The 21518-nt window shown below is 42.8% G+C and carries 18 protein-coding genes; 15 read left to right on the top strand and 3 right to left on the bottom strand.

The window, feature by feature from the left end; genetic code table 11:
• Window positions 1–221 precede the first annotated feature (221 nt).
• From Q1A70_RS14020 to Q1A70_RS14010, 3 genes are all read left to right on the top strand, one after another.
• On the top strand, window positions 222–515 hold the full coding sequence (locus Q1A70_RS14020; RefSeq protein ID WP_299692606.1) for a pyocin activator PrtN family protein: 294 nt from the start codon (window positions 222–224) through the stop codon (window positions 513–515).
• Window positions 512–805 (top strand): hypothetical protein, encoded by a 294-nt coding sequence (locus tag Q1A70_RS14015; RefSeq protein WP_299692604.1) that lies wholly within the window; start codon window positions 512–514, stop codon window positions 803–805. Before Q1A70_RS14020 ends, Q1A70_RS14015 begins: the two co-directional genes overlap by 4 nt.
• 157 nt (window positions 806–962) lie before the next feature.
• Window positions 963–1346, top strand: a complete 384-nt coding sequence (locus tag Q1A70_RS14010; protein ID WP_299692601.1) for a hypothetical protein — start codon at window positions 963–965, stop codon at window positions 1344–1346.
• A 30-nt stretch (window positions 1347–1376) separates the two neighbouring features.
• On the opposite strand, the gene Q1A70_RS14005 is transcribed toward Q1A70_RS14010, so the two are convergent.
• Complete coding sequence (locus tag Q1A70_RS14005; protein WP_299692598.1) at window positions 1377–2222, bottom strand: hypothetical protein; 846 nt, start codon at window positions 2220–2222, stop codon at window positions 1377–1379.
• A gap of 208 nt (window positions 2223–2430) precedes the next feature.
• Between Q1A70_RS14005 and Q1A70_RS14000 the strand changes: the two genes are divergently transcribed.
• The 5 genes from Q1A70_RS14000 to Q1A70_RS13980 all read left to right on the top strand — a co-directional run bounded on the left by Q1A70_RS14000 (window position 2431) and on the right by Q1A70_RS13980 (window position 10662).
• Window positions 2431–2835, top strand: a complete 405-nt coding sequence (locus tag Q1A70_RS14000; protein WP_299692595.1) for a hypothetical protein — start codon at window positions 2431–2433, stop codon at window positions 2833–2835.
• An 83-nt stretch (window positions 2836–2918) separates the two neighbouring features.
• Complete coding sequence (locus tag Q1A70_RS13995) at window positions 2919–5303, top strand: class I SAM-dependent DNA methyltransferase (protein ID WP_299692592.1); 2385 nt, start codon at window positions 2919–2921, stop codon at window positions 5301–5303.
• Complete coding sequence (locus Q1A70_RS13990) at window positions 5303–6661, top strand: restriction endonuclease subunit S (RefSeq protein ID WP_299692589.1); 1359 nt, start codon at window positions 5303–5305, stop codon at window positions 6659–6661. Before Q1A70_RS13995 ends, Q1A70_RS13990 begins: the two co-directional genes overlap by 1 nt.
• Entirely contained in the window at window positions 6648–7400 is a 753-nt protein-coding gene (locus tag Q1A70_RS13985; protein ID WP_299692586.1) for a hypothetical protein, read from the top strand. Before Q1A70_RS13990 ends, Q1A70_RS13985 begins: the two co-directional genes overlap by 14 nt.
• Window positions 7393–10662 carry a DEAD/DEAH box helicase family protein gene (locus Q1A70_RS13980; protein WP_299692583.1) on the top strand — a complete coding sequence of 1090 codons (3270 nt, stop codon included), beginning with the start codon at window positions 7393–7395 and terminating at the stop codon, window positions 10660–10662. The genes Q1A70_RS13985 and Q1A70_RS13980 overlap by 8 nt, the downstream gene beginning before the upstream one ends.
• 146 nt (window positions 10663–10808) lie before the next feature.
• Here the strand turns inward: Q1A70_RS13980 and Q1A70_RS13975 are convergent, their stop codons facing one another.
• Both Q1A70_RS13975 and Q1A70_RS13970 read right to left on the bottom strand, forming a co-directional pair.
• A complete protein-coding gene (locus Q1A70_RS13975; RefSeq protein ID WP_299692580.1) occupies window positions 10809–11879 on the bottom strand; it encodes a helicase RepA family protein in 1071 nt (356 codons plus the stop codon).
• 131 nt (window positions 11880–12010) lie between these two features.
• Window positions 12011–13114 carry a site-specific integrase gene (locus tag Q1A70_RS13970; protein ID WP_299692577.1) on the bottom strand — a complete coding sequence of 368 codons (1104 nt, stop codon included), beginning with the start codon at window positions 13112–13114 and terminating at the stop codon, window positions 12011–12013.
• 318 nt (window positions 13115–13432) lie between these two features.
• Between Q1A70_RS13970 and dusA the strand changes: the two genes are divergently transcribed.
• From dusA to Q1A70_RS13935, 7 genes are all read left to right on the top strand, one after another.
• The gene (gene dusA, locus Q1A70_RS13965; RefSeq protein WP_299692574.1) at window positions 13433–14416 is read left to right on the top strand and encodes a tRNA dihydrouridine(20/20a) synthase DusA; all 984 of its coding nucleotides are present in this window, start codon (window positions 13433–13435) and stop codon (window positions 14414–14416) included.
• 270 nt (window positions 14417–14686) lie between these two features.
• Window positions 14687–14908, top strand: coding sequence for an envelope stress response protein PspG (pspG, locus tag Q1A70_RS13960; RefSeq protein WP_299692571.1), 222 nt, complete (start codon window positions 14687–14689; stop codon window positions 14906–14908).
• A gap of 233 nt (window positions 14909–15141) precedes the next feature.
• Complete coding sequence (locus tag Q1A70_RS13955) at window positions 15142–15810, top strand: TIGR04219 family outer membrane beta-barrel protein (RefSeq protein ID WP_299692568.1); 669 nt, start codon at window positions 15142–15144, stop codon at window positions 15808–15810.
• A gap of 229 nt (window positions 15811–16039) precedes the next feature.
• Window positions 16040–16270, top strand: a complete 231-nt coding sequence (locus Q1A70_RS13950) for a hypothetical protein (protein ID WP_299692565.1) — start codon at window positions 16040–16042, stop codon at window positions 16268–16270.
• Window positions 16271–16393: 123 nt separating this feature from the next.
• On the top strand, window positions 16394–18259 hold the full coding sequence (locus tag Q1A70_RS13945; protein WP_299692562.1) for an assimilatory sulfite reductase (NADPH) flavoprotein subunit: 1866 nt from the start codon (window positions 16394–16396) through the stop codon (window positions 18257–18259).
• A complete protein-coding gene (gene cysI / locus Q1A70_RS13940) occupies window positions 18259–19986 on the top strand; it encodes an assimilatory sulfite reductase (NADPH) hemoprotein subunit (RefSeq protein ID WP_299692559.1) in 1728 nt (575 codons plus the stop codon). Before Q1A70_RS13945 ends, cysI begins: the two co-directional genes overlap by 1 nt.
• Window positions 19979–20755: a phosphoadenylyl-sulfate reductase gene (locus Q1A70_RS13935; protein WP_299692556.1), complete on the top strand. Its 777-nt coding sequence runs from the start codon at window positions 19979–19981 to the stop codon at window positions 20753–20755. The genes cysI and Q1A70_RS13935 overlap by 8 nt, the downstream gene beginning before the upstream one ends.
• The last annotated feature ends 763 nt before the right edge of the window (window positions 20756–21518 follow it).

The raw sequence follows: 21518 nt of genomic DNA, 5'->3' as shown, positions 1-21518 counted from the left end.
TGAAGTACACCTAAACCCAGAAAGAGAAGCTGCTTAATAAGTAAGCAAATGATGACAACTACCTTGAAAAACGCCGCTACCTTCAAACCTTATATTATTGCCCCCACAAAAAAAAACGACTTTTTTTCAAAAGAAATTTGGATTCTTGCTCAAAAGTTTGTAATAGCTATGGGTATGAGCAATTTTGCTTATACGTTCACGTCATATACTCAGAGGTCAAAATGGCAGAACGCAATACCCGCAACACTAGCAACCTTCTATCAACTAAAAGTATGTTAGCTGGTGTCTTTGGAATGAAACCGTGTATCCCGCTTGCCGAGATTACAGAGGAATTTCTAGATATATCTTTCAGTACAGCTCAACGTAAAGCACGCTTAAATGAACTCCCTTTTCCAGCCTTTAGACTAGGTTTGAGTCAAAAATCACCTTGGTATGTCAATCTTGATGATTTAGCTGTTTATATCGATGAACGTAGTTCTGCGGCTCGTACAGCATGGCGGAGGGCAATAGTATGAATCTTGGAAATATGACGATTCTCAATCAAACGTTCGTCCTACCCGGCGATGATAAGACCATTCTGGAGGATTTCGTTCGCGGATTGGCGCACAGCCCTTATTTTGTTCAATTGGCTTTGAACTTCTCACGAGACGATATGGTTAGTGCCGTAAATCTACGTGGGTTAATACATGAAATGACGATGTTTGAGTTTTCTGGCTTTATGTTGTTTATTGAACTTACTCAGTTTCATGATATCGAGGAGCTATTTTCTCCAGTATTTATCTCTTTTTTACGACTAAAGAGGTAATTAACTATAGTACCATGATTGCCAATATTGCGTACTTTTCTAAAAAGTCAAATTATTTTTAGTTTCAGGGTTGTATTTGTGATCCTCGTCACTTTTTGGTTTTATTTTAATCTGATAGTATCTTCACCAGTTAATTCAATTAAGAGATAAAAAACTAATGAAAACAGATATTAAAAGACAAAGTTTTGAGCAGATGCAGACTCTACGCGATCATCACCTTAAATATGTGGACTTTCATGCTGAGATGATACATGGATTTACGGAGCACTTATTAACTATGGTGAATAGTGGAGATTTGTGTATGGAGGACGAGCGTGACTTATCGACATTTGCTAGCCATCTGAACGAGGTTGTACATTGCGCCATGCTAGGTGGTATGTTGCCTGTTGAGACCGGAGAGTATCTTATTTCTCGCCTGAGAGTGGAATTAATCAAAGCTCATGAAGAAGGTGATATTGGGGCTTTTGAGTGTTTGGAAGATATTTCTGAGTGGATGGAGGCGTTATTTGGTGTGGATTTTAACTTTTACAATTTGCACTAATATGTAAAAGTTAGAACCTATTAGCCCCTTTTAAAGGGGCTTTTTTGTTGAAATTCGGTATTTCAATTCATCTATTTCCACTGCGTAATTTTCAGGTACAGCTAATTCTGATAGCTCATCAAATGTCTTAATCAGACGATTTAGCTGGCGGTTAGCTTGCCGTTGATTATTATGATCATTTGCCTCAAACCATTTTTCTGCTTGTTTCTGCATCCTTAAAACAACTTTTTCAATGTGAAGCGATTCTTCTGCTTTTTGCTGCTGATAACGCCATGTTTCTAGGCGTTTACTTCGCCCCATTTCGTAGGGAGTGTACTTTTTATGATCTATGCCAACGTGTTTTAATACAGCTGCATTAAAAGCAGTTTTGAGCACCTTAGTGCCTTTTTTTTGTTGGAGAGCTTTTAGCACCCTTTTTCCAACGATTTTACCGATCAAAAGGTGTACATGATCGCCAGCCCCATGCTTAGTGTCTTGATTTTGTCTGTGCAGTACAGCTCTGATTTGTGATTTAAATTGTCTTATTTCTTGTGGCTGTAACTCGCATAACTGAGCAAGAGTGCCGCAGCAGTCGCTCAAGATTAACTTCCACTGCTTTTCTGTTGGTAGATAGCCCTTGGGGAGTGTCAAACAGTATTCCATTGCATAGCTGGATAGTGGTCTACCCCCCTGACGATTTAGATGTTGCCGCACTCTAAATTGCTCTCCTGCTAGAGCTATTCTCTGTGATGTTTTTGCATCGCCTATGAGTGATATGATCGACTCTGTATTTCGGTGGTTTGGGTGGTTTCCTGCGAGCAGATAACGCTCTCTAGCCATAATGCCATTAGTGCCATTTTTCACGGGTTCAGTTGTGACTATCCAATTTTTTAACATGCTTTAATTTAAGCATATTAAATATTAGTTATTGATTGCAAACAACTAATCATCAACATCATACTGAGTCAGGTATTCCAGATAGTACAACCCCATATGCTACGCATTTGTTGGTTGTCACTGGTGAGATTGGGGTACCCCCTCTCAACGCCCCCAAGGTATTTGCTATTTGTATTCAGAGTTATTACGCTCAATACAAAAGATCTTTATGAAAAATGTCGGAAATGAGTTATCTCATCTAGAAAAGTGCCTAATTCCTGCCATATCCACTGATGAACTAATCAATAAAGCCATTGAAGCTAAGGTGATTAACCATTGTAAAAAATCAGGGTTTATTACCGTAGAGGATATTGAATTAAAGTCTGAACGCTACAAGTGGCTAGTCAGAGTACTTAATATCAACCTGCAAGCTCTATGTCTGCTAGATCAGATCGTTTTAGAGGTCGTCAGTAATACTAATTCAGACGATTACAACTCAGAGATTGGAGATAAGTCGGCAGCAATAATTAAAGACCTTGTCAGGAGGTTAATGATGATTGCTCCTGTAGGTACAGGCTTCACCTCAAGTGATAGTAAGGTACCACAATCCGCTACTTTACTTGATATGAAATAGTGTGCGACCTATCAGACAGTTAAACGTTATTTAGATATAATCCCCTGAATTATGCGTATTGCAACTTCGGGATTTTCTCTTTCATGACTAACAACAACTTTTCCCAAACCGCAGCCTTCATCTGGTCGGTAGCTGACCTGCTTCGCGGCGACTTCAAACAATCTCAATACGGGCGTGTTATCTTGCCTTTCACTCTTCTTCGTCGCCTCGAGTGTGTGCTGGAAGAGAGTAAAGACGCTGTGATTGCGCAGGTTCCTAAGGTAGATGCAATTAGCGACAACTTAGTGAAAGCAGGTAAAGATCCGCTAGATGAAGCACAGCGTGAAAAAATGTTGCTTCGAGCGACCAATGGTTTGTCATTCTTCAATACTTCACCAATGAACCTTAGCAAAGTAGGGCAGGGCCAGATCAGGGAGAATTTAGAGAATTACCTTCAATGCTTTTCTGCGGATGCTCGAGAGATTTTTGAACATTTCAATTTTAATGAGTTTATTGGTTTGTTAGATGACGCTAACTTGCTCTTTAAAGTAGTACAAACCTTTACCAATAAAAAGAAAATTGATCTTTCTCCAAAAGCCATTTCTAACCACGACATGGGTTTAGTTTTTGAAGAGTTGATTCGCCGCTTTGCTGAAAGCTCAAATGAAACGGCAGGTGAACACTTTACCCCTCGTGATATCGTCGAATTAACTACTTCTTTAGTGTTTACAGGAGATGAAGGATATTCAAAAGAGGGTGCCATTCGGACCATTTATGACCCAACTGCGGGGACTGGTGGTTTCTTATCTTCTGGCATGGAATATGTTTATGAAATGAACCCTAGCGCTCGAATGGTTGCCTTTGGTCAAGAGCTAAATCCTGAGTCCTATGCTATCTGTAAAGCCGACATGCTGATCAAAGGGCAGGAAGTTAAAAATATCAAACTAGGTAACACTCTCTCCAATGACCAACTGCCAGCCGACCAATTTGACTACATGCTATCTAACCCTCCGTTTGGTGTTGATTGGAAGAAGATTGAAGGTGAAATCAAAGATGAGCATACCTTAAAAGGTTTCGATGGTCGTTTTGGTGCGGGCTTACCTCGTGTGTCTGATGGCTCTCTACTTTTCTTGATGCACCTGATCAGCAAAATGCGTGACACTCATGCTGTTGACGGCAGCGTTACTGATGGTGGTCGTGTCGGCATCATTCTCAATGGCTCACCACTGTTTACGGGTGGTGCTGGTAGTGGTGAAAGTGAGATTCGTCGCTACATCCTTGAAGCTGACTTACTTGAAGCTATCGTCGCGCTACCAACCGACATGTTCTATAACACAGGTATTGCAACGTACGTATGGGTGCTAAGCAACAAGAAAGTCTCAGAACGTAAAGGCAAAGTTCAATTAATTGATGGCTCTAACCTGTGTGGAAAGATGCGTAAGTCGCTAGGCTCTAAGCGTAACGTAATGAGTGAAGATGACATTAAAACCATTACGCGTAGTTTTGGTGACTTTGAAGTGGTTGACGCTCGCGAGCTTGATAAGCCAGCAGAGCAAAAGTCTAACCGTGGACGTCAGTCAGCGACACCAAAAACGGAAGCGCCTAAAACTTTCGCCAGCAAGATTTTCAGTACCCACGAGTTTGGTTATCGCCGCCTAACGATTGAGCGTCCATTACGTTTATCTACACAACTAACGGATGAGCGAATCAATACTCTCCGCTTTGCTCCTAAGCCATTCAATACCGTTATGCCTGCGATGTATGAGAAGTTTGGTTCCGAGTGGACTGAAGATGCATATGGCCTGTTAGGTCATGTTGAAACTGAGGTTCGTGCATTAATTAAAGCGGATTTCCCAGAGCTAAAAGAAAAACAAATTAAAGATCTCTTGGATAGCAAGATTTGGCTATTCCAAAAGTCTTTAATGGAAAAAGCCCAGCAGCTACAAGCTGAAATTGGTCAATCTTTTGGTGGTAAAGCGCACCAGTCTGATGATTTCAATCAGTTTGAACTCACTCTGAAAGGCGCGTTTAAAAACACTGGTATTAAATTGGATGCCAAAGAGAAAAAGCAGTTCCTTGATGCGGTAACGTGGAAAAATCAAGAGGCTGAACCAGTGGTTAAAAAGGCACTAAAAGAAGATGCTCAACCATTGTATGGCGCGTTTGAATACAAAGGTAAAGTGGTTGAATTCCAACAGGATGGTGACCTGCGTGATAATGAAAATGTACCACTTGACTCTAGCCTAAGCACTTCAACTCTGATTGAGAGCTACTTTAATAAAGAAGTAGCACCTCATGTACCTGACGCATGGATTAATGCAGACAAGCGCGATGAAAAAGACAGTGAAATTGGTGTCGTAGGTTATGAGATTCCATTTAATCGCCATTTCTATGTCTACCAGCCACCACGTGAGCTAGAAGAAATTGATGAAGACTTGGATGCCGTGAGCAAGGACATTATGAAGCTACTGCAAGAGGTGCATTCGTAATGGGTAAATATCATGCTTATCCTGATTACAAAGAATCAGGAAGTAAGTGGCTAGATTCAATACCATCGCATTGGGAAGTGACATTGTTAAAGCATGTGCTCTCTACTCCAATTACTGATGGGCCCCACTCAACACCAGTATTCCTCGATGAAGGTATTCCATTTGTGTCGGCAGAAGCTGTTTCTGGCGGCTATATTGATTTTGGAAAAATCAGAGGCTTTATCTCTAAAGAAGATGATGCCTTTTTTAGTCAGAAATATAGTCCTCAAAAACATGATGTCTATATGATCAAATCAGGGGCAACGACAGGCATAACTGCGATTGTGGAGACGGATAAACATTTTAATATCTGGTCTCCGCTAGCAGTTATGAGGTGTAAAAGCAGTTACAACCCATACTTCTTGCTCAATAGCCTGCGTTCAGATTACTTTCAGAAGTCAGTACAGTTGAGTTGGACGTTTGGCACCCAGCAAAATATTGGAATGGGTACTTTAGAAAACTTGAGTGTTTGCTATCCACCTTTGGAAGAGCAAGTTCAAATCGCTAACTTCCTCGATCACGAAACAGCCAAAATCGATGCTCTAATCGACAAGCAGCAGCAACTTATCAAGTTGCTAAAAGAAAAGCGCCAAGCGGTGATCAGTCATGCAGTGACTAAAGGCTTAAACCCACAAACACCAATGAAAGATTCTGGTGTGGAGTGGTTGGGTGAGGTGCCTGAACATTGGGATGTTTGCCTATTCAAATACAAATGTTCGGAAGTAACGGATGGTGCTCATATATCACCTGAGACAAATGGTGGTGAACACTACTTTGTATCTATTCGTGATATTAAAGATGGTGTTATCAATTTTGATGGTGCTCTATTAACGTCTCCTTCAAGCTATCAATACCTTGTAAAAACAGGCTGTATGCCATTTGAAGGTGACGTGTTATTCAGTAAGGATGGGACTATCGGTCAAACGGCTATAACACCTTCTCAAATTGATTTTGTTGTGGCTTCCTCTTTGATCATAATCCGTCCTGACAGAGCAAAAGTTACCCCCGAATTTTTGGACTTCATTCTTCAAAGCTCTCTTGTCAAAGAGCAGGTAGAGAGCTTTGTTAAGGGAGCAGCTTTACGCCGTTTGTCTATACAGAACCTGTTAAAGGTATTTGGTGTATTCCCACAGATTGATGAGCAAATCGAGATTGTTGAGTATGTTCAGTCTAAATTGGTGAAGTTCCAAGAACTTGAAATTCAAGCTAATAAGCAAGTTAGTTTACTGCGAGAGCGTCGTACCGCCCTAATCTCAGCCGCTGTTACCGGAAAGATCGATGTGCGTGATTTTGATGGAGTAAGTAATGACACCAAATGAACTGAGTAGCACGATTTTAGAGGATAAGCCGTTAGCACAAAAAAGGCGGCTGTTGGTTATTATATCTATGCTGGTTCTAGCTAGTTTTTTAACCAAGGCTCAATTGGAGGAGGTCAACACCTTTATTTTCAAATTGTCATTTGAAAATATGGATGGTGTCATGACTCTGTTGCTTCTCTCTGTCGGCTTTTTGCTTATTCGCTATCATGCTTATGCTGCACAGTATCAGGCAGTTATACGAAATGATTGGACTTCAAGGGTTCTAAAACATCACTTTTTTGAGAGACCAGCACCTCCTAACGAACCTCCCTTTGAAGTTTCAGGTTTTGTTGTTGATGTGGCTCCAGCGAACTTGAGTCCTGATGATCCGGGTATTGCTAATGATGGGGACTTGACGCTGACAACTCGTATCCATCCAAATTGGTTTTTTAACTCACAGATAGAGTATGACTTGTACAACCATAGTAGTACTGATAGAGATGAAAACCAGAGGGTTTATATTGTTCAGTTGGCTAGTCCTATAGCGTTTATTCATTCATTAAAAGCACTAATGATTATTTATCAAACATGGTGGGATGCTCAAATAAGATATAGAGCATCACTTGATTTATATGCACCATACTTTATTGCACTATTTGCTGTTGGGTGTGTTTCATATGATGGGGTTCTTCTTGTTTTTTCTCATTTCACTAACCTTGTTTCAGAATGGTGGTTTAACTTAGGGGACAATCATGCTTGATTCAACTCAAGAACGTATCTTCCAAGATGACATCATTTGCCAAATGGTGGCAAATGGTTGGGAAGAGGGTAAACCAGAAGGCTATAACCGTGAATCGGCACTGTATGAACAAGATGTGCTGAACTTCGTAAAAGAAACTCAACCAAAAGAGTGGGAGAAGTTCTGTAAGGTTTACCCGAATGAATCTGACCGTCACTTTATTGAAGCGTTGGTTGTTCAGCTAAAAAAAGCCGATGTGAATGCCACCGACCAAGCCTCACGCAGCTTTGGTACTTTGGGTGTTCTGCGTCATGGCTTGAAGATTCGTAATGCGCGTTTTTCGCTATGCCAGTTTAAACCTGAGCATAACCTAAACCCTGAAACCTTAGCGCGCTATGAGAAGAATATCTGCCGTATCGTACCTGAGCTTGTTTATAGCCCCTATGCCACTAAAGAGCATTTGGAGGCGACAGGCAAAAAAGCCAAGGCATGGCGTATTGATCTTGTTCTCTTCGTCAATGGTTTGCCAGTATCAACGCTTGAACTGAAATCAGAGTTCAAGCAAGCGGTAGAGAACGCGATTAAGCAGTACAAACGTACGCGCCTATCGAAAGACCCTGCGACCAAGAAGCCTGAGCCACTATTGACCTTTAAACGAGGGGCTTTGGTACATTTCGCTGTGAGTCAGTATGAAGTCTACATGGCAACCAAACTGGCAGGGGAAGACACCTTCTTCCTTCCTTTCAATAAAGGTACTAAAGAAGGCGGTGCGGGTAACGATGTACCTAAAGATGAGAACTGTTATGCCACGGATTATCTGTGGAATGAAGTATTAGTCCCTGACAACCTATTAAATATCATCGGTCGCTTTGTCCATCTTCAAATTGAAGAGAAAGAAGATTGGGAGGGGCGTAAATCTAAGAAAGAAACGCTTATTTTCCCACGTTATCACCAATGGGATGTAGTAACTAAGCTCATTGACGCCGCCATTGAAGAAGGCACTGGTAACAAATATCTTGTACAGCATAGTGCTGGCTCGGGTAAGTCGAACTCTATTGCATGGACTGCGCATCAGCTTTCTACGCTCTATGATGCTGAAGGCAACAAGCAGTTTCATTCTGTCATTGTCGTTACTGACCGAACCGTTCTTGATGATCAATTGCAAGATACCATCTACCAATTTGAACATGCCGATGGTGTGGTAGGGCGGATTAATAACAAAGAGGGTGACGGTTCTAAATCTGAGAAGTTGGCTTCAGCGTTAGAGAACTCGCAACCTATTATCATAGTGACCATTCAAACCTTCCCGTTTGTGTTACGTGCGATAGAGAACAGTACCAGCTTGAAAGAACGCAGCTATGCTGTAATCGCGGATGAAGCGCACTCATCACAAAGTGGTTCTACTGCTCGTCAGTTAAAAGAAGTATTGATGACAGAAGAAGCCGATGATGATGTTGAGTTATCGTCGGAAGATATTTTGGATGCGACCATTGCTGCACGTAAAGGTAGTGCCAACCTCAACTACTATGCGTTCACTGCAACCCCTAAACCAAAGACCATGGAGCTATTTGGGCGTTTACCTAAGCCTGAACTTGCGCCATCTAAGCAGAATAAGCCAGAAGCGTATCATGTGTATTCAATGCGCCAAGCCATTGAAGAAGGCTTTATTCTGGATGTGCTAAAAAATTACACTAACTATAAGGTGATGTATCAATTAGCGCAGAAGGTGGACGCCGCTGACAAAGAAGTCGACAGCAAAAAAGCCAAGGTGAAGTTGAACCAGTGGGTACGCCTACACGATCACAACATCTCACAAAAGGTCAAAGTGATTGTTGAGCACTTCAAAGATAACGTCATGGGCTTATTAGGTGGTCAGGCTAAAGCGATGGTGGTTACTAGCTCTCGTAAAGAAGCGGTACGTTACAAATTGGCTTTTGATAAGTATGTGGCGGATGCACTAGCAGAGAAGAAGGCGGGCTATGATGCGATTCGCGCTATGGTGGCCTTTTCTGGTGAAGTCGAATTCAACGCTAACGATCCTGATAGCTTTGCTTATATTGATCAGAAATTCACTGAAAAGAGCATGAACCCAGACTTAAAAGGTCGGGATATGCGTAAAGCCTTCGATAGTGATGACTATCAGGTAATGCTTGTCGCGAACAAGTTCCAAACTGGCTTTGACCAACCTAAGCTATGCGCTATGTATGTTGATAAGAAGCTCGGCGGCGTTGAGTGTGTTCAAACACTTTCTCGTCTTAACCGTACTTATCCGGGTAAGGCAGAAACAGGCACCTTCGTCTTAGACTTTTACAATGAGCCAGATGAGATTTTGGGTTCTTTCCAACCGTATTATCAAACAGCAGAGCTAGCAGATGTGACAGATCCTAGTATGGTGTTTGATCTGTTTGAGAAGTTACGTACCAGCGGCATCTTCTTATGGTCTGAAGTAGAACAGTTTTGTGAAGCCTTCTTCACCAAGAACAAATCTAATGCTGCGATTAGCAACATCTGTCACCCAGCCAAAGAGCGTTGGCAAAAGCGTTATACCTCTGCGGTAGAGGCTTATATTAAAGCTAAAGAGATGTTTGAACGCACTAAGAAAACAGGCGACGCTGTTCTTATTGCCAATGCAGAGAATAGTTTCAAAGACTGCAAGCAAGAAAAAGATCGTCTTGAGATATTCAAGAAGGATCTCGGCAGCTTTACCCGTTTCTATGAGTTTATGTCTCAGCTCGTTGACTACGATGATAAAGAGCTAGAAAAACTGAGCTTGTATGCGCGCCACTTACGCCCGCTGTTGCGTGAGAAGGTTATTGAGGAAGATGAGTTAGATTTAGATAACGTGGTGATGAGTCACTACCGTTTATCTAAGATCCGCCAGCAAGATATACAGCTCAAAGAAGATGCTCCTGACTACCAACTTGAGCCAAGTACTGACATCGGTACTGCTAAGGCCAAGGATAAGAAGGAAGAGTTCCTTTCCCATATCCTCGATAAGCTAAATGAAGTGTTCATCACTGATAACTTGTCAGACAAAGATATGATCAATTACGCTTTTACTGTTCGAGACAAGCTCACAGAGAACGAAGCAGTAATGAGCCAAATTGCCAATAACACGCGTGAACAGGCGATGTTAGGTGATTTCCCACAAGCGATTGATGATGCGATTCTTGGAAGTAATGAGGCTCACCAAGAGCAGATGATGCAGCTTCTGTCTGACCCTACAAAAACTCAGCAATTTGCGCGGGTAATCTTTGATATGTTGAGTGGGTATAAGGGGTAGGGCATTTGCGGTTCGTATTGTGCATGGAGTGGGAATCACTTCCCACCTAAAATGTACCATTTCAGTCGAAAAGCGATTGAAGGTTTGAATAGTGCATTCACTGTGACAAAGTGACACACCTATACGGTGTGTCACATGTCACAGGTTTAATGCACGACGGTTATCACGTCAGTATTTGAAGCTTTGGCTGAGGACTGATCCAAGGAGACGAGTCTGTTTTCAATAAGCGTTTTAATTGAACGGCTAAAGCTTTTTCTCTGGGCATCTGTCATCTTACCCGTTGGATACAGCATTGAGCGTAACTGCTCCCTTGTGGCTTTACCTGCGAAGTCTCTATTCAGTATTTCTAAAATAGGGTCGTTCTTGGGTTTCACTGTAACTGTTTTTGTTACAGCTTCTTTTGTTCTTGCTAACGAGGTTATGGGCCTTTGACTGTCGCACACAATACCTAAGTCAATAGTTTCCATTTCAAACTCCATACAGGGCATTTCAGTACCATCTTTCTGTTTAGTGTTGCTAAAGGTGAGTAACTTAGATTGTCCACTGCGTTTAACGTGAAACTCATAGTCACAAGCAGCTCGCAACACACTACTTCCTCTAGCTCCTTTACTGGCATCCTTTCCTGTATGGTGTACACACATGATACTTGTGCTGGTAGCAGCTTTTACTTTATCGCAACCAGAGATGAAAGCGCCCATGTCGCGAGATGAATTTTCATCACCACTAAAACAACGTGCTAGTGTATCAAGAATGACCAGTTGCACTTTGATATTCTCACGCTCTTCAAGTTGTTGTATCGCCGTTATCATTTGCTCTTGAGGTGTATCTTCGGCCAACTGTAAGCTATTCCCAAGCACAAAGACGTTGTCAGCTTTTAGTTTGTTGGCAAGTTCCCATGCTTTAATTCGTTTAGAAATATTAAGTTGCCCTTCTGCAGCTACATATACGACCGCTCCTTGTTCTACACTTCTATCACACCATGGTTTATCTGTTGCGATAGAACACGCAATATCAATTGCTTGAAAGGATTTCAGTGTGCCACTTGCACCATAGATTACACCAAAGGATAAAGTAGGGAAGTAGTCCTTGACCAACCATTGTGCTTGGTAGTCATAGCCTGTGGAACCGCGAGAAAACATAAAGTCTCCGTATTGCTCCAATGTGTTTTGTTGTTCTGAATTTGTAACTTTTTCATTTAAATTTACGCCTTGTTTCATAGTTCTAATTTTAGTTTTTTTCCGCACTCTTAATGTGCAGTCTCTATTGATTAGATCTTTTGAATGAGCGTTGCAAATTTTTCTTATAAAAAAAGCGAGCTGTCTAGCTCGCTTTACTTTGAATGCTAAGATTATCTTATTTCATTTAGCATCTTACTAATATCTGAGGCTTGGATTCGGTTGTAGTGTTCTTGAAGGATTCGGAAGTCTTTGTGTCCCGTGATTTTTGCGACAATAGCTATATCCAACCCTTTTTCAAGTAAACGAGATGCACCTTCAGCTCTAAGATCACGGTAGCATAGATCTGTTATCCCTAACTTGTTTCTTACTCGCTGCCACCCAGCCGTTACAGATCTTGAGTTGTAAGGAAAGATTCTTCCATCATCACTTTTTGGCTGAGATTCGATGATCTTTACCATCTCATTACAAAGCGGGAGAGCCATATCATTTCCTAGTTTTTTTGTAGGGTGTTTTCTATCCCGAACTAACAGTGTCTTTTTGTCAGCATCGTAGTCAGAGAGTTTTACATCGCATAGCTCCCCAATGCGTAGGCAGGAAAGGATAGAAAATGGAACAATTGAACTGTAGGGGATGTGTGCCGCACGATGCACTTCCCTTTTCTTCAGCTCCTCCATAATCCGATCAAGCTCCATGCTAGTAGGTCGACGGGTGCGCCCTTTACTTCGAGCGATTAACCCTTTGTCTACTAGCTTCTTATACGCTTTGTCATGGTAGTCAGTATTAGCCTTTATGCCGAACTCTTCCTCAGCGACATCCATAACTGTTTTTAAGTAAATCACATCAGTCATTACCGTTGATGGGCTGGGTGAGGTAGGAGAGTTGATTCGTTGCCTACAGTGTCGTTCAAGATCCTTAGCTGTGATCTCATGTGCGAAAATCGTTCCTAAGTCAGAAATAGCTAGTCGCTGTAGAACGTAGTATTTGTCACTGCCTTCATATTTCCTTAGGTTGTCGGGATCGTTGAGGTACTCATAGATAAGAGTCGAGATGGTGGCATGTTCAAGTTTTTGTTGCTCTTGTTCCATACTTTGCGGGTTGTCTTGCAGGTATTCAAACTCAGCCTTCTTTTTCTTCGCCCAGCTAGCGGCTTGCGGTCGAGTATCAAAAGTACGACCCTCACTCTTTTCAACTACACCTTTCTTCGTGTTTTTTACACGGGCCTTAAAACGGATACCTTTCTTGTTTTTTACTTGCGTTATTTCAATTGATGCCATTACTGCTGTACCTCCAGCGCTACCAAAATTACGCATGAGTTGTAAACTCATGCTGTGAGGTAAGAACATTCGACACAAACAATCCAACCAATAGTAAAAAGTTGAAATAAATTTTATGATTGTGGAATATTCTCTGAAGGTTGGTGTGAAAGACTTTTCCTTGTATAATCCTCGCCCATTTTTCAGGGGGGATTTTGCCCCCTAATTTTGCCCCTGAGGGGGCAAATGAATGTCGCAATATGACAGAATCAGCCAGAATACCCACAAATAAGCCGGAATGTCGGTATGGGTAAGGCATTGATAATATAAGGCTTACCAATGAAATACCCATCTTCTCGCTTCTCGGTTGCACCAATGCTCGACTGGACTGACCGTCACTGTCGCTACTTCCACCGTTTGCTTTCTCAGCAGACGCTTCTGTATACGGAAATGGTTACAACGGGCGCGATCTTACATGGCAAGGGCGATTTTCTAGAATACAGTGAACAAGAGCACCCAATCGCGCTGCAACTGGGTGGTTCAAACCCGATTGATTTGGCGGCATGTGCCAAGCTTGCTGGTGAGCGTGGTTATAATGAAGTCAACTTGAACGTGGGTTGCCCGTCAGACCGAGTACAAAACGGTCGTTTTGGTGCGTGCTTAATGGCAGAGCCTGAGCTGGTGGCAGATTGTGTGTCGGCGATGAAAGAAGTCACCGATATGCCTATCACGGTGAAAACGCGTATTGGTATCGATGACCAAGACTCTTATGAGTTCCTGACTCAGTTTATTTCTACGGTATCGGAAAAGGCGGGGTGTGAGCAGTTTACTATTCATGCGCGTAAAGCATGGTTGAGCGGCCTGAGCCCAAAAGAGAATCGTGAGATCCCACCACTGGATTATGATCGCGCTTACCAAATCAAGAAAGATTTCCCAGAATTGGTGATTGCCGTGAATGGCGGTGTCACCACGCTTGAGCAAACCAAAGAACATTTGCAACACCTTGATGGTGTGATGATTGGGCGTGAGGCTTACCATAGCCCATTTATTCTGGCAGAGGTCGATCAGCAGATCTTTGGGTTAGACACACCCATTAAGAAGCGCTCACAAGTGGTTGAAGAGATGTACCCGTACATCGAACGTGAGCTTTCAAATGGAGCTAGCCTTGGTCACATCTCTCGTCATATGCTTGGCTTATTCCAAAGCATGCCGGGTGCAAGACAGTGGCGTCGCTACATCAGTGAAAATGCGCATAAGAAAGGCGCAGGCATTGAAGTGATGCAAACGGCGCTGGCTAAGATCCCTAAAGAGCTTAACGTCTAAGCTGCTTTAAGGTTTAGATTTGATGTGAGGGTTAAACTTATGTCGTCGAAAGCCTCTTGCCGAGCAATTATGCCGCCGAAAGTATTAGGCTAAATTCGCCATTAGAGGCTAAATTTACCACCGCTAGTTATCTGTAAAGCCATGCATGAGAATGCGTGGCTTTTTATTTGTTTGATTAATAAAGATTTTTCTGTCTTATTCAACTTGGTATAGAAGCTGCAATGTTGGAAAGTAAGAGAGTTAGGTCATCAATTTAATAGGGAGACAACTATGTTCGAACTGATCTTTGTTCTTATTTTCGTTGCCACACTGCTTGTCACGGGAATTACGTTGATGACGGTATTAGCTGCAACGGGCGTGGCGTTGGTCGTCATGCTGGTGTTAGGCATGATGAGCGTTGTGTTTAAGTTGCTACCTTGGCTGATCGTGATTGCTCTAGGCATATGGTTTTTCAAAAATTTTGTCCACAGCTCTAACCCAAGGCGTTATTAAGCAGGTGGTGATATAACGCCTCTGCTTAGCCGAGATTTGGCATTAAGCCTTAATATGCGAGGTAAGTATTTAATGTGCGAGATAAGTATTTAATGTGCAAGATAACTGATTAATATGCGAGGTAAGGTCTTAATGTGTGAGATAAATTCTTAATATGTGAAGCGGAATTTTTGCCCATTAGTCGATCGTGTGCATACAATTAGCACAATGATGCGAAAGGGGAATCCTATCCAATGAATCAAGTGCCATTAGTCGCCTTAGCGGGAATGCTATCTATAAGTTCGGTGGCGTCTGCTGAAGACGAGTTTTCTTACACGGCTATCGTCGGTGCCGATATGTGGTGGGGAAGTACTAAGCTCAATGAAGTGCGGCAGAGTGGTGAGGCTCACTCACCCTCGTTGTATTTGGCATTTGAGCACAATGCCATTGTACTGCCTAATGCGAGTTTCCGTTATACCTCGGTCGATAGCGATTCATTGGCCTTTGATAAGTACGATTACACACTCTACTACACACTGTTTGATCATCATTTGATGAACTTTGACGCGGGCGTGACCTTTACTCAGTATTCGAACTCTCATTACATCGAGCCGCAAGCGAATGGCGCACAAGTCCATTTCGATGAATGGACTTGGAGTCTTTACGGTAATGCAGAGATCAACATTCCTAATTCTCAATTCGACATCATCGGTACGATAGAATTTGGTGATAGTAATGATATTAAGAGCACCGATTTTATCGCAGGGGTTCAGTATCGTCTTCCTATCGCCGAGACTGAGCTTGCGTTTCGTGGTGGCTATCGTGTAATCGACCTGGATTCAAGAACCTTCTTCTCTTCAGAGGTTGGCAAAGAGTTTGTCATGGTCGATGGTTGGTTTGCGGGTGCGTACGTGCGCTTCTAAGTGACTGTTGATGGCACTGCTGGTGAACCTTAAACAGCATCAATAAGCCCTAGTATCTTAAGCGAAAGCTCAGAACGTCACGTTATTCGGTGGCGTTTTTTATGCCCGTGATTATACCTTTCTGGAATGAGTTAGCACTTTCATCACTTTCGGTCATCCTTATACATAGAGCGGATTAGCGTCTATTCTTATAGTGTCTATGTTATGAGGTCAAAGCAAGGGATGGAATATGACACTCAATGAATTAAGAAATTTATATCGAGAAAACCAGTTGGTTGAAGCGGTGATAGAGCCCTCAATTCAAGGAGGGTCTTGGGTTGTCGAGTTTCGCCATATGGGCGGTGGCTTTGTTCTTCTTACCGATGTTCATGGCGAGGAGTGCCATTATGCGGACCTAGACATCGCCTCTAAGTCGGCAATGGCAGTGGGCTTTCAGCAAGTGCGTATCGAAAACCAATAGCGCATTTTATGATTCAATCGTTTTTTACTTCCAAAAAGTTATAAAACATACTTTTCTATTCTTTCTTGTTATTAAAAGGAGTGGTTAATCTATCGTCACGCAATGATTAGGGATGTCGTGACCATGTCTTTAAATAAGAAAGAGTCTTCACAAAATAATAATGCACAGTCTGGGGCGAATGAGTTACCTGGGCTAGCAGCACCACTTAATGACCAACAATTGGGTCATCTTCAGCACACTGTTTCTGAATTATCTTCTCAGCAACTGGCATGGGTCAGTGGCTATCTTTGGGGTGTGAGCCAAGCTCAGCCTGTCGGTGCGGTTGCGCCTATCGCTCAAGCGGCTGCTGCTGTTGTGGCGAAACCTGCGGGTAAGCTCAGCATTATCTTCGCTTCTCAAACGGGTAATGCGAAAGGCGTGGCGGAATCACTTGAAGCCGAGGCAAAAGCTTTGGGGATTGCGGTCGAGCTGTTCGATGCCAGTGATTACAAAGGCAAGAACCTAGCCAAAGAGACACACGTCATTTTTGTTGCTTCAACCAATGGTGAGGGGGAAGCCCCGGACAACGCGATTGAGTTGCATGAATTCCTTCAATCGAAGAAAGCGCCAAAATTATCAAACCTGCAATACGGTGTGATTGGTTTAGGGGACTCAAGTTATGAGTTCTTCTGCCAAACCGCTAAAGATTTCGATACCTTCCTTGCTAAGCTTGGGGCTCAATCGTTTATCGATCGCCTTGATTGTGATGTGGATTACGAAGCGTCGGCAACCGAGTGGCGCGCTAACGCGTTATCACAGGTTCAAGAAGCGCTATCGACAGGCGCTGAAGCGGATGTGGTTCAATTACCTGTGGGCCAAGCTGCGGCAGGACACTCACAATACACTAAACAAAACCCATACACTGCGACGCTGTTGACCAGCCAAAAGATCACGGGTCGTGATTCGGGTAAAGATGTGCGTCATATTGAGATTGATCTGGATGAATCTGGCATCACTTACCAACCGGGTGACGCGTTGGGTGTGTGGTACGAAAACAGTTCAGAGCTTGCTAATCAGATCTTGGCTAAGGTGGGTTTGTCTGGCGTTGAGAGTGTCGATGTTGATGGAGAAAGCCTTTCTATCCATAGTGCGCTGGTCAGCAAGTTTGAGATCACCGCTTCCAATCCTCAGTTGGTAACGAAGTTTGCTGAGCTGTCAGGCAGCAAGAAGCTACTCAAGCTGGTGGAAGATAAAGACAAGCTACGTGAGTATGCGGGCAATACACAAATCGTCGATGTACTCGCTGAAAAGAAAACCAAGCTATCGGCTGATGAGTTGTTAGGTCTATTACGTAAGTTAACGCCACGCCTCTATTCAATTGCATCAAGCCAAGCTGAAGTGGATGAAGAAGTGCACCTAACCGTTGGTCTTGTTGAATACCAAAAAGGTGAGGAGTCTCGTTTAGGCGGAGCTTCTAGCTTCCTAGCTCAACGCCTTGAAGAAGGTGGAGAAGTGAAGGTGTTTGTTGAGAACAACAATAACTTCAAGCTGCCACAAGACGACAATACACCAATCATCATGGTTGGCCCAGGTACCGGTATTGCGCCATTCCGCAGCTTTGTTCAAGAGCGTGAAAACAATGATGCGCAAGGTCAAAGCTGGTTATTCTTCGGTGATCGTACCTTTACTCAAGATTTCTTATATCAAGTTGAATGGCAGAAGTACCTTAAGTCTGGCGCGCTCACTAAGTTGGATGTGGCCTTTAGCCGTGACCAAAAAGAGAAGGTTTATGTTCAAGACCGTCTAATCGAACAAGCAGAGCAGGTATGGCAATGGCTGCAAGACGGTGCGTATTTCTATGTGTGTGGCGACGCGACTCGTATGGCGAAAGACGTGCATGAAGCGCTGGTCACGATAGCCGAACAACAGGGCAACCAGAGCCGCGAGCAAGCCGAACAATATATTAATGATTTACGTAAAGCGAAACGTTACCAAAGGGATGTGTACTAATGAGCAATCAAGTAATAGAGCAAGAAGTATTAGGTGAAGTGCTTGGTCCTTTGGCTGACAATGAGCGTCTGAAGCGTGAAAGTAACAATCTTCGTGGCACGATAGAGCAAGATCTTCAAGACCGTATCACGGGGGGGTTCACAGCGGATAACTTCCAGCTGATCCGTTTCCACGGCATGTATCAACAAGATGACCGCGATATTCGTAACGAGCGTGCTAAGCAAAAGCTAGAGCCTTTGCATAACGTGATGCTACGTGCACGTATGCCCGGCGGTATTATCACGCCTAAGCAGTGGTTAGCGATTGATAAGTTTGCTGATGAAAGCACTTCTTATGGTTCAATTCGTTTAACGACTCGCCAAACGTTTCAGTTTCACGGTGTCCTAAAGCCCAATATTAAGTTAATGCACCAAACGCTTAATAGTATTGGCATTGATTCCATCGCAACCGCAGGTGACGTAAACCGAAATGTTTTATGTACAACTAACCCGGTTGAATCAGAGCTACACCAAGAAGCCTACGAGTGGGCAAAAAAGATCAGTGAGCATTTATTACCGAAAACTCGTGCGTATGCAGAGATCTGGCTGGATGGTGAAAAGTTAGCAACGACAGATGATGAGCCTATTTTAGGTAACAACTATCTGCCGCGTAAATTCAAGACGACGGTTGTGATCCCGCCACAAAATGATGTGGATGTTCACGCCAACGATCTTAACTTTATTGCGATTGCTGAAGACGGCAAACTGGTGGGCTTTAACGTATTAGTCGGTGGTGGCCTGGCGATGACCCATGGTGATACCTCGACTTATGCACGCAAAGCGGATGACTTTGGTTTTGTACCATTAGAGAAAACGTTAGAAGTGGCAGCTGCGGTAGTCACAACTCAACGTGATTGGGGTAACCGTTCAAACCGTAAGAATGCCAAAACCAAATACACACTAGACCGTGTTGGTATTGATGTATTCAAAGCTGAAGTCGAGAAACGTGCGGGTGTCGAGTTCTCAGAAAGTCGTCCTTATGAGTTTACTGGCCGTGGTGACCGTATTGGTTGGGCGAAAGGTATTGATGGTAAGCACCACTTAGCACTGTTCATTGAAAACGGTCGTTTACTTGATTTCCCGGGTAAAGCCTTGAAAACAGGCGTTGCTGAAATCGCTAAGATCCACCAAGGTGACTTCCGCATGACAGCCAACCAGAACTTAATTGTGGCGGGTGTGGCAGCAGATCAAAAAGAAGTTATTGAGAGCTTAGCGCGTCAATATGGATTGATGGACGATAGCGTTTCTGAGCAGCGTAAAAACTCAATGGCGTGTGTTGCATTCCCAACCTGTCCTTTAGCAATGGCAGAAGCCGAACGTTTTCTTCCTGAATTTGTCACGGATGTTGAAGGCATTCTGAAGAAGCATGGTCTTCCAGAAGACGACAACATTATCTTACGTATAACAGGCTGTCCGAATGGGTGTGGCCGAGCCATGTTGGCTGAGATTGGATTAGTGGGTAAGGCTCCGGGTCGCTACAACATGCATCTTGGTGGTAACAAAGCCGGTACTCGTATTCCTAAGATGTATAAAGAGAACATTACATCGGCTCAGATCTTAGAAGAGATAGACTCATTAGTCGCGCGTTGGGCATCAGAAAGAGAGCAAGGTGAAGGCTTCGGAGATTTCACGATTCGAGCAGGCATCATTGAAGAGGTCATCGTATCTAAGAGGGATCTGCATGCATAATTCTGTCGCTTCGAAATTGAAGTTAGCAGAACTGCTCACCTTGACCAAGACGGAGCAGATACTTCGTCTTGGTCAAATCAATGGAGAGTTGGAACAGCTAACCGCATTAGAGAGAGTGAAATGGGCTCTAGATAATCTAGAAGGGACACACGTTGTTTCGTCTAGTTTTGGAATTCAAGCGGCGTTAATGCTGCATTTGGTCACTCAAGCCAAACCTGATATTCCAGTGATTCTGACGGACACAGGCTATCTGTTCCCAGAAACGTATCGTTTCATCGATGAGTTAAGCAACAAGCTTACGCTCAACCTTCAAGTCTTTCGTTCACATCAAAGTCCTAATTGGCAAGAAGCGCAATATGGCAAACTTTGGGAACAGGGTCTTGAAGGGATAGAGAAGTACAATAAGCTTAATAAAGTCGAACCAATGAGAAGAGCTTTGGATGAGCTCGAAGCCGGAACTTGGTTTTCAGGGTTGAGAAGAGAGCAATCTCAATCACGGGCTAATCTACCGATCTTATCGATCCAAAATGGTGTGTTTAAGTTTTTACCAGTAATCGATTGGACGAATAAAGATGTTCACTATTACCTAGAAGAGCATGGTCTCAGTTATCACCCACTTCGTGAACAAGGATATCTTTCTGTAGGAGATACTCATACCACTGAAAAGTGGAAGCCGGGTATGACTGAAGAAGAAACCCGTTTTAATGGTTTAAAACGAGAATGTGGTCTTCATGAGGATGATGGAGAGCAATACGGTTCTGGTATTTAAACTTATTGCAATTTAAAAGCTGCCATCAGGCAGCTTTTTTGGTTTATAGGGGGCAAAATCAAAGTGATTGTGGATAAGTCTGTGGTTAGTTTGTATGTATTGTGTAGTTAAACTTTTAAAAATAAGCTTTTGATGGTTAATTCATCGTGTAAGCTCTATTTTTGCATTTTTCTTTAATAAACACTTGCCAATGTGAACGACTTCTCTATAATGCCGCCTCACTGACACGGCAGACGCCACAAGGCCTCAGCGAAGAATGTTAGTAAGGCAACTAGCTTTAAGCGATTATTCGCTTCTACTTTTTAAAAGTAGGAATTAATTCTAAAAAGTGTTTGACACTAAGGATTAAATCGCTAAAATGTCGCCTCTTCCGCAGTGATGTGAGTCACAACGAAGAGAAGCTCTTTAACAATTTAAACCTATCAATCTGTGTGGGCACTCGTTGATGAATATCAAAACGTTATTGGTTCTTTTTCGAAAGAGCGTAATAGCAGTTACTTCGGTAACAAAATTGATTTCAATGAACTGAGTGACCAATTCAAATTGGGTGCAGCCTTGAGCTGTTTTGTTTTACTTTTTCAAAAGTGAAAACCAATAAGAGCACAGTCAATTCATTACCATTCTGTTCCTATTTATTTAAGAAGAGAGGGGTAATAGCTTTAGAATTACATGTTCATGTTTACATGAATATTAGTTTTGAAGTCAGTATTCGTTGAGTCACACCTATTAATTTAGGTAATCAAAACTTTAAATTGAAGAGTTT

This window comes from uncultured Vibrio sp., from assembly GCF_947488985.1.
Classification (GTDB): domain Bacteria; phylum Pseudomonadota; class Gammaproteobacteria; order Enterobacterales; family Vibrionaceae; genus Vibrio.
This window is presented reverse-complemented; position numbering and strand designations above follow the sequence as displayed.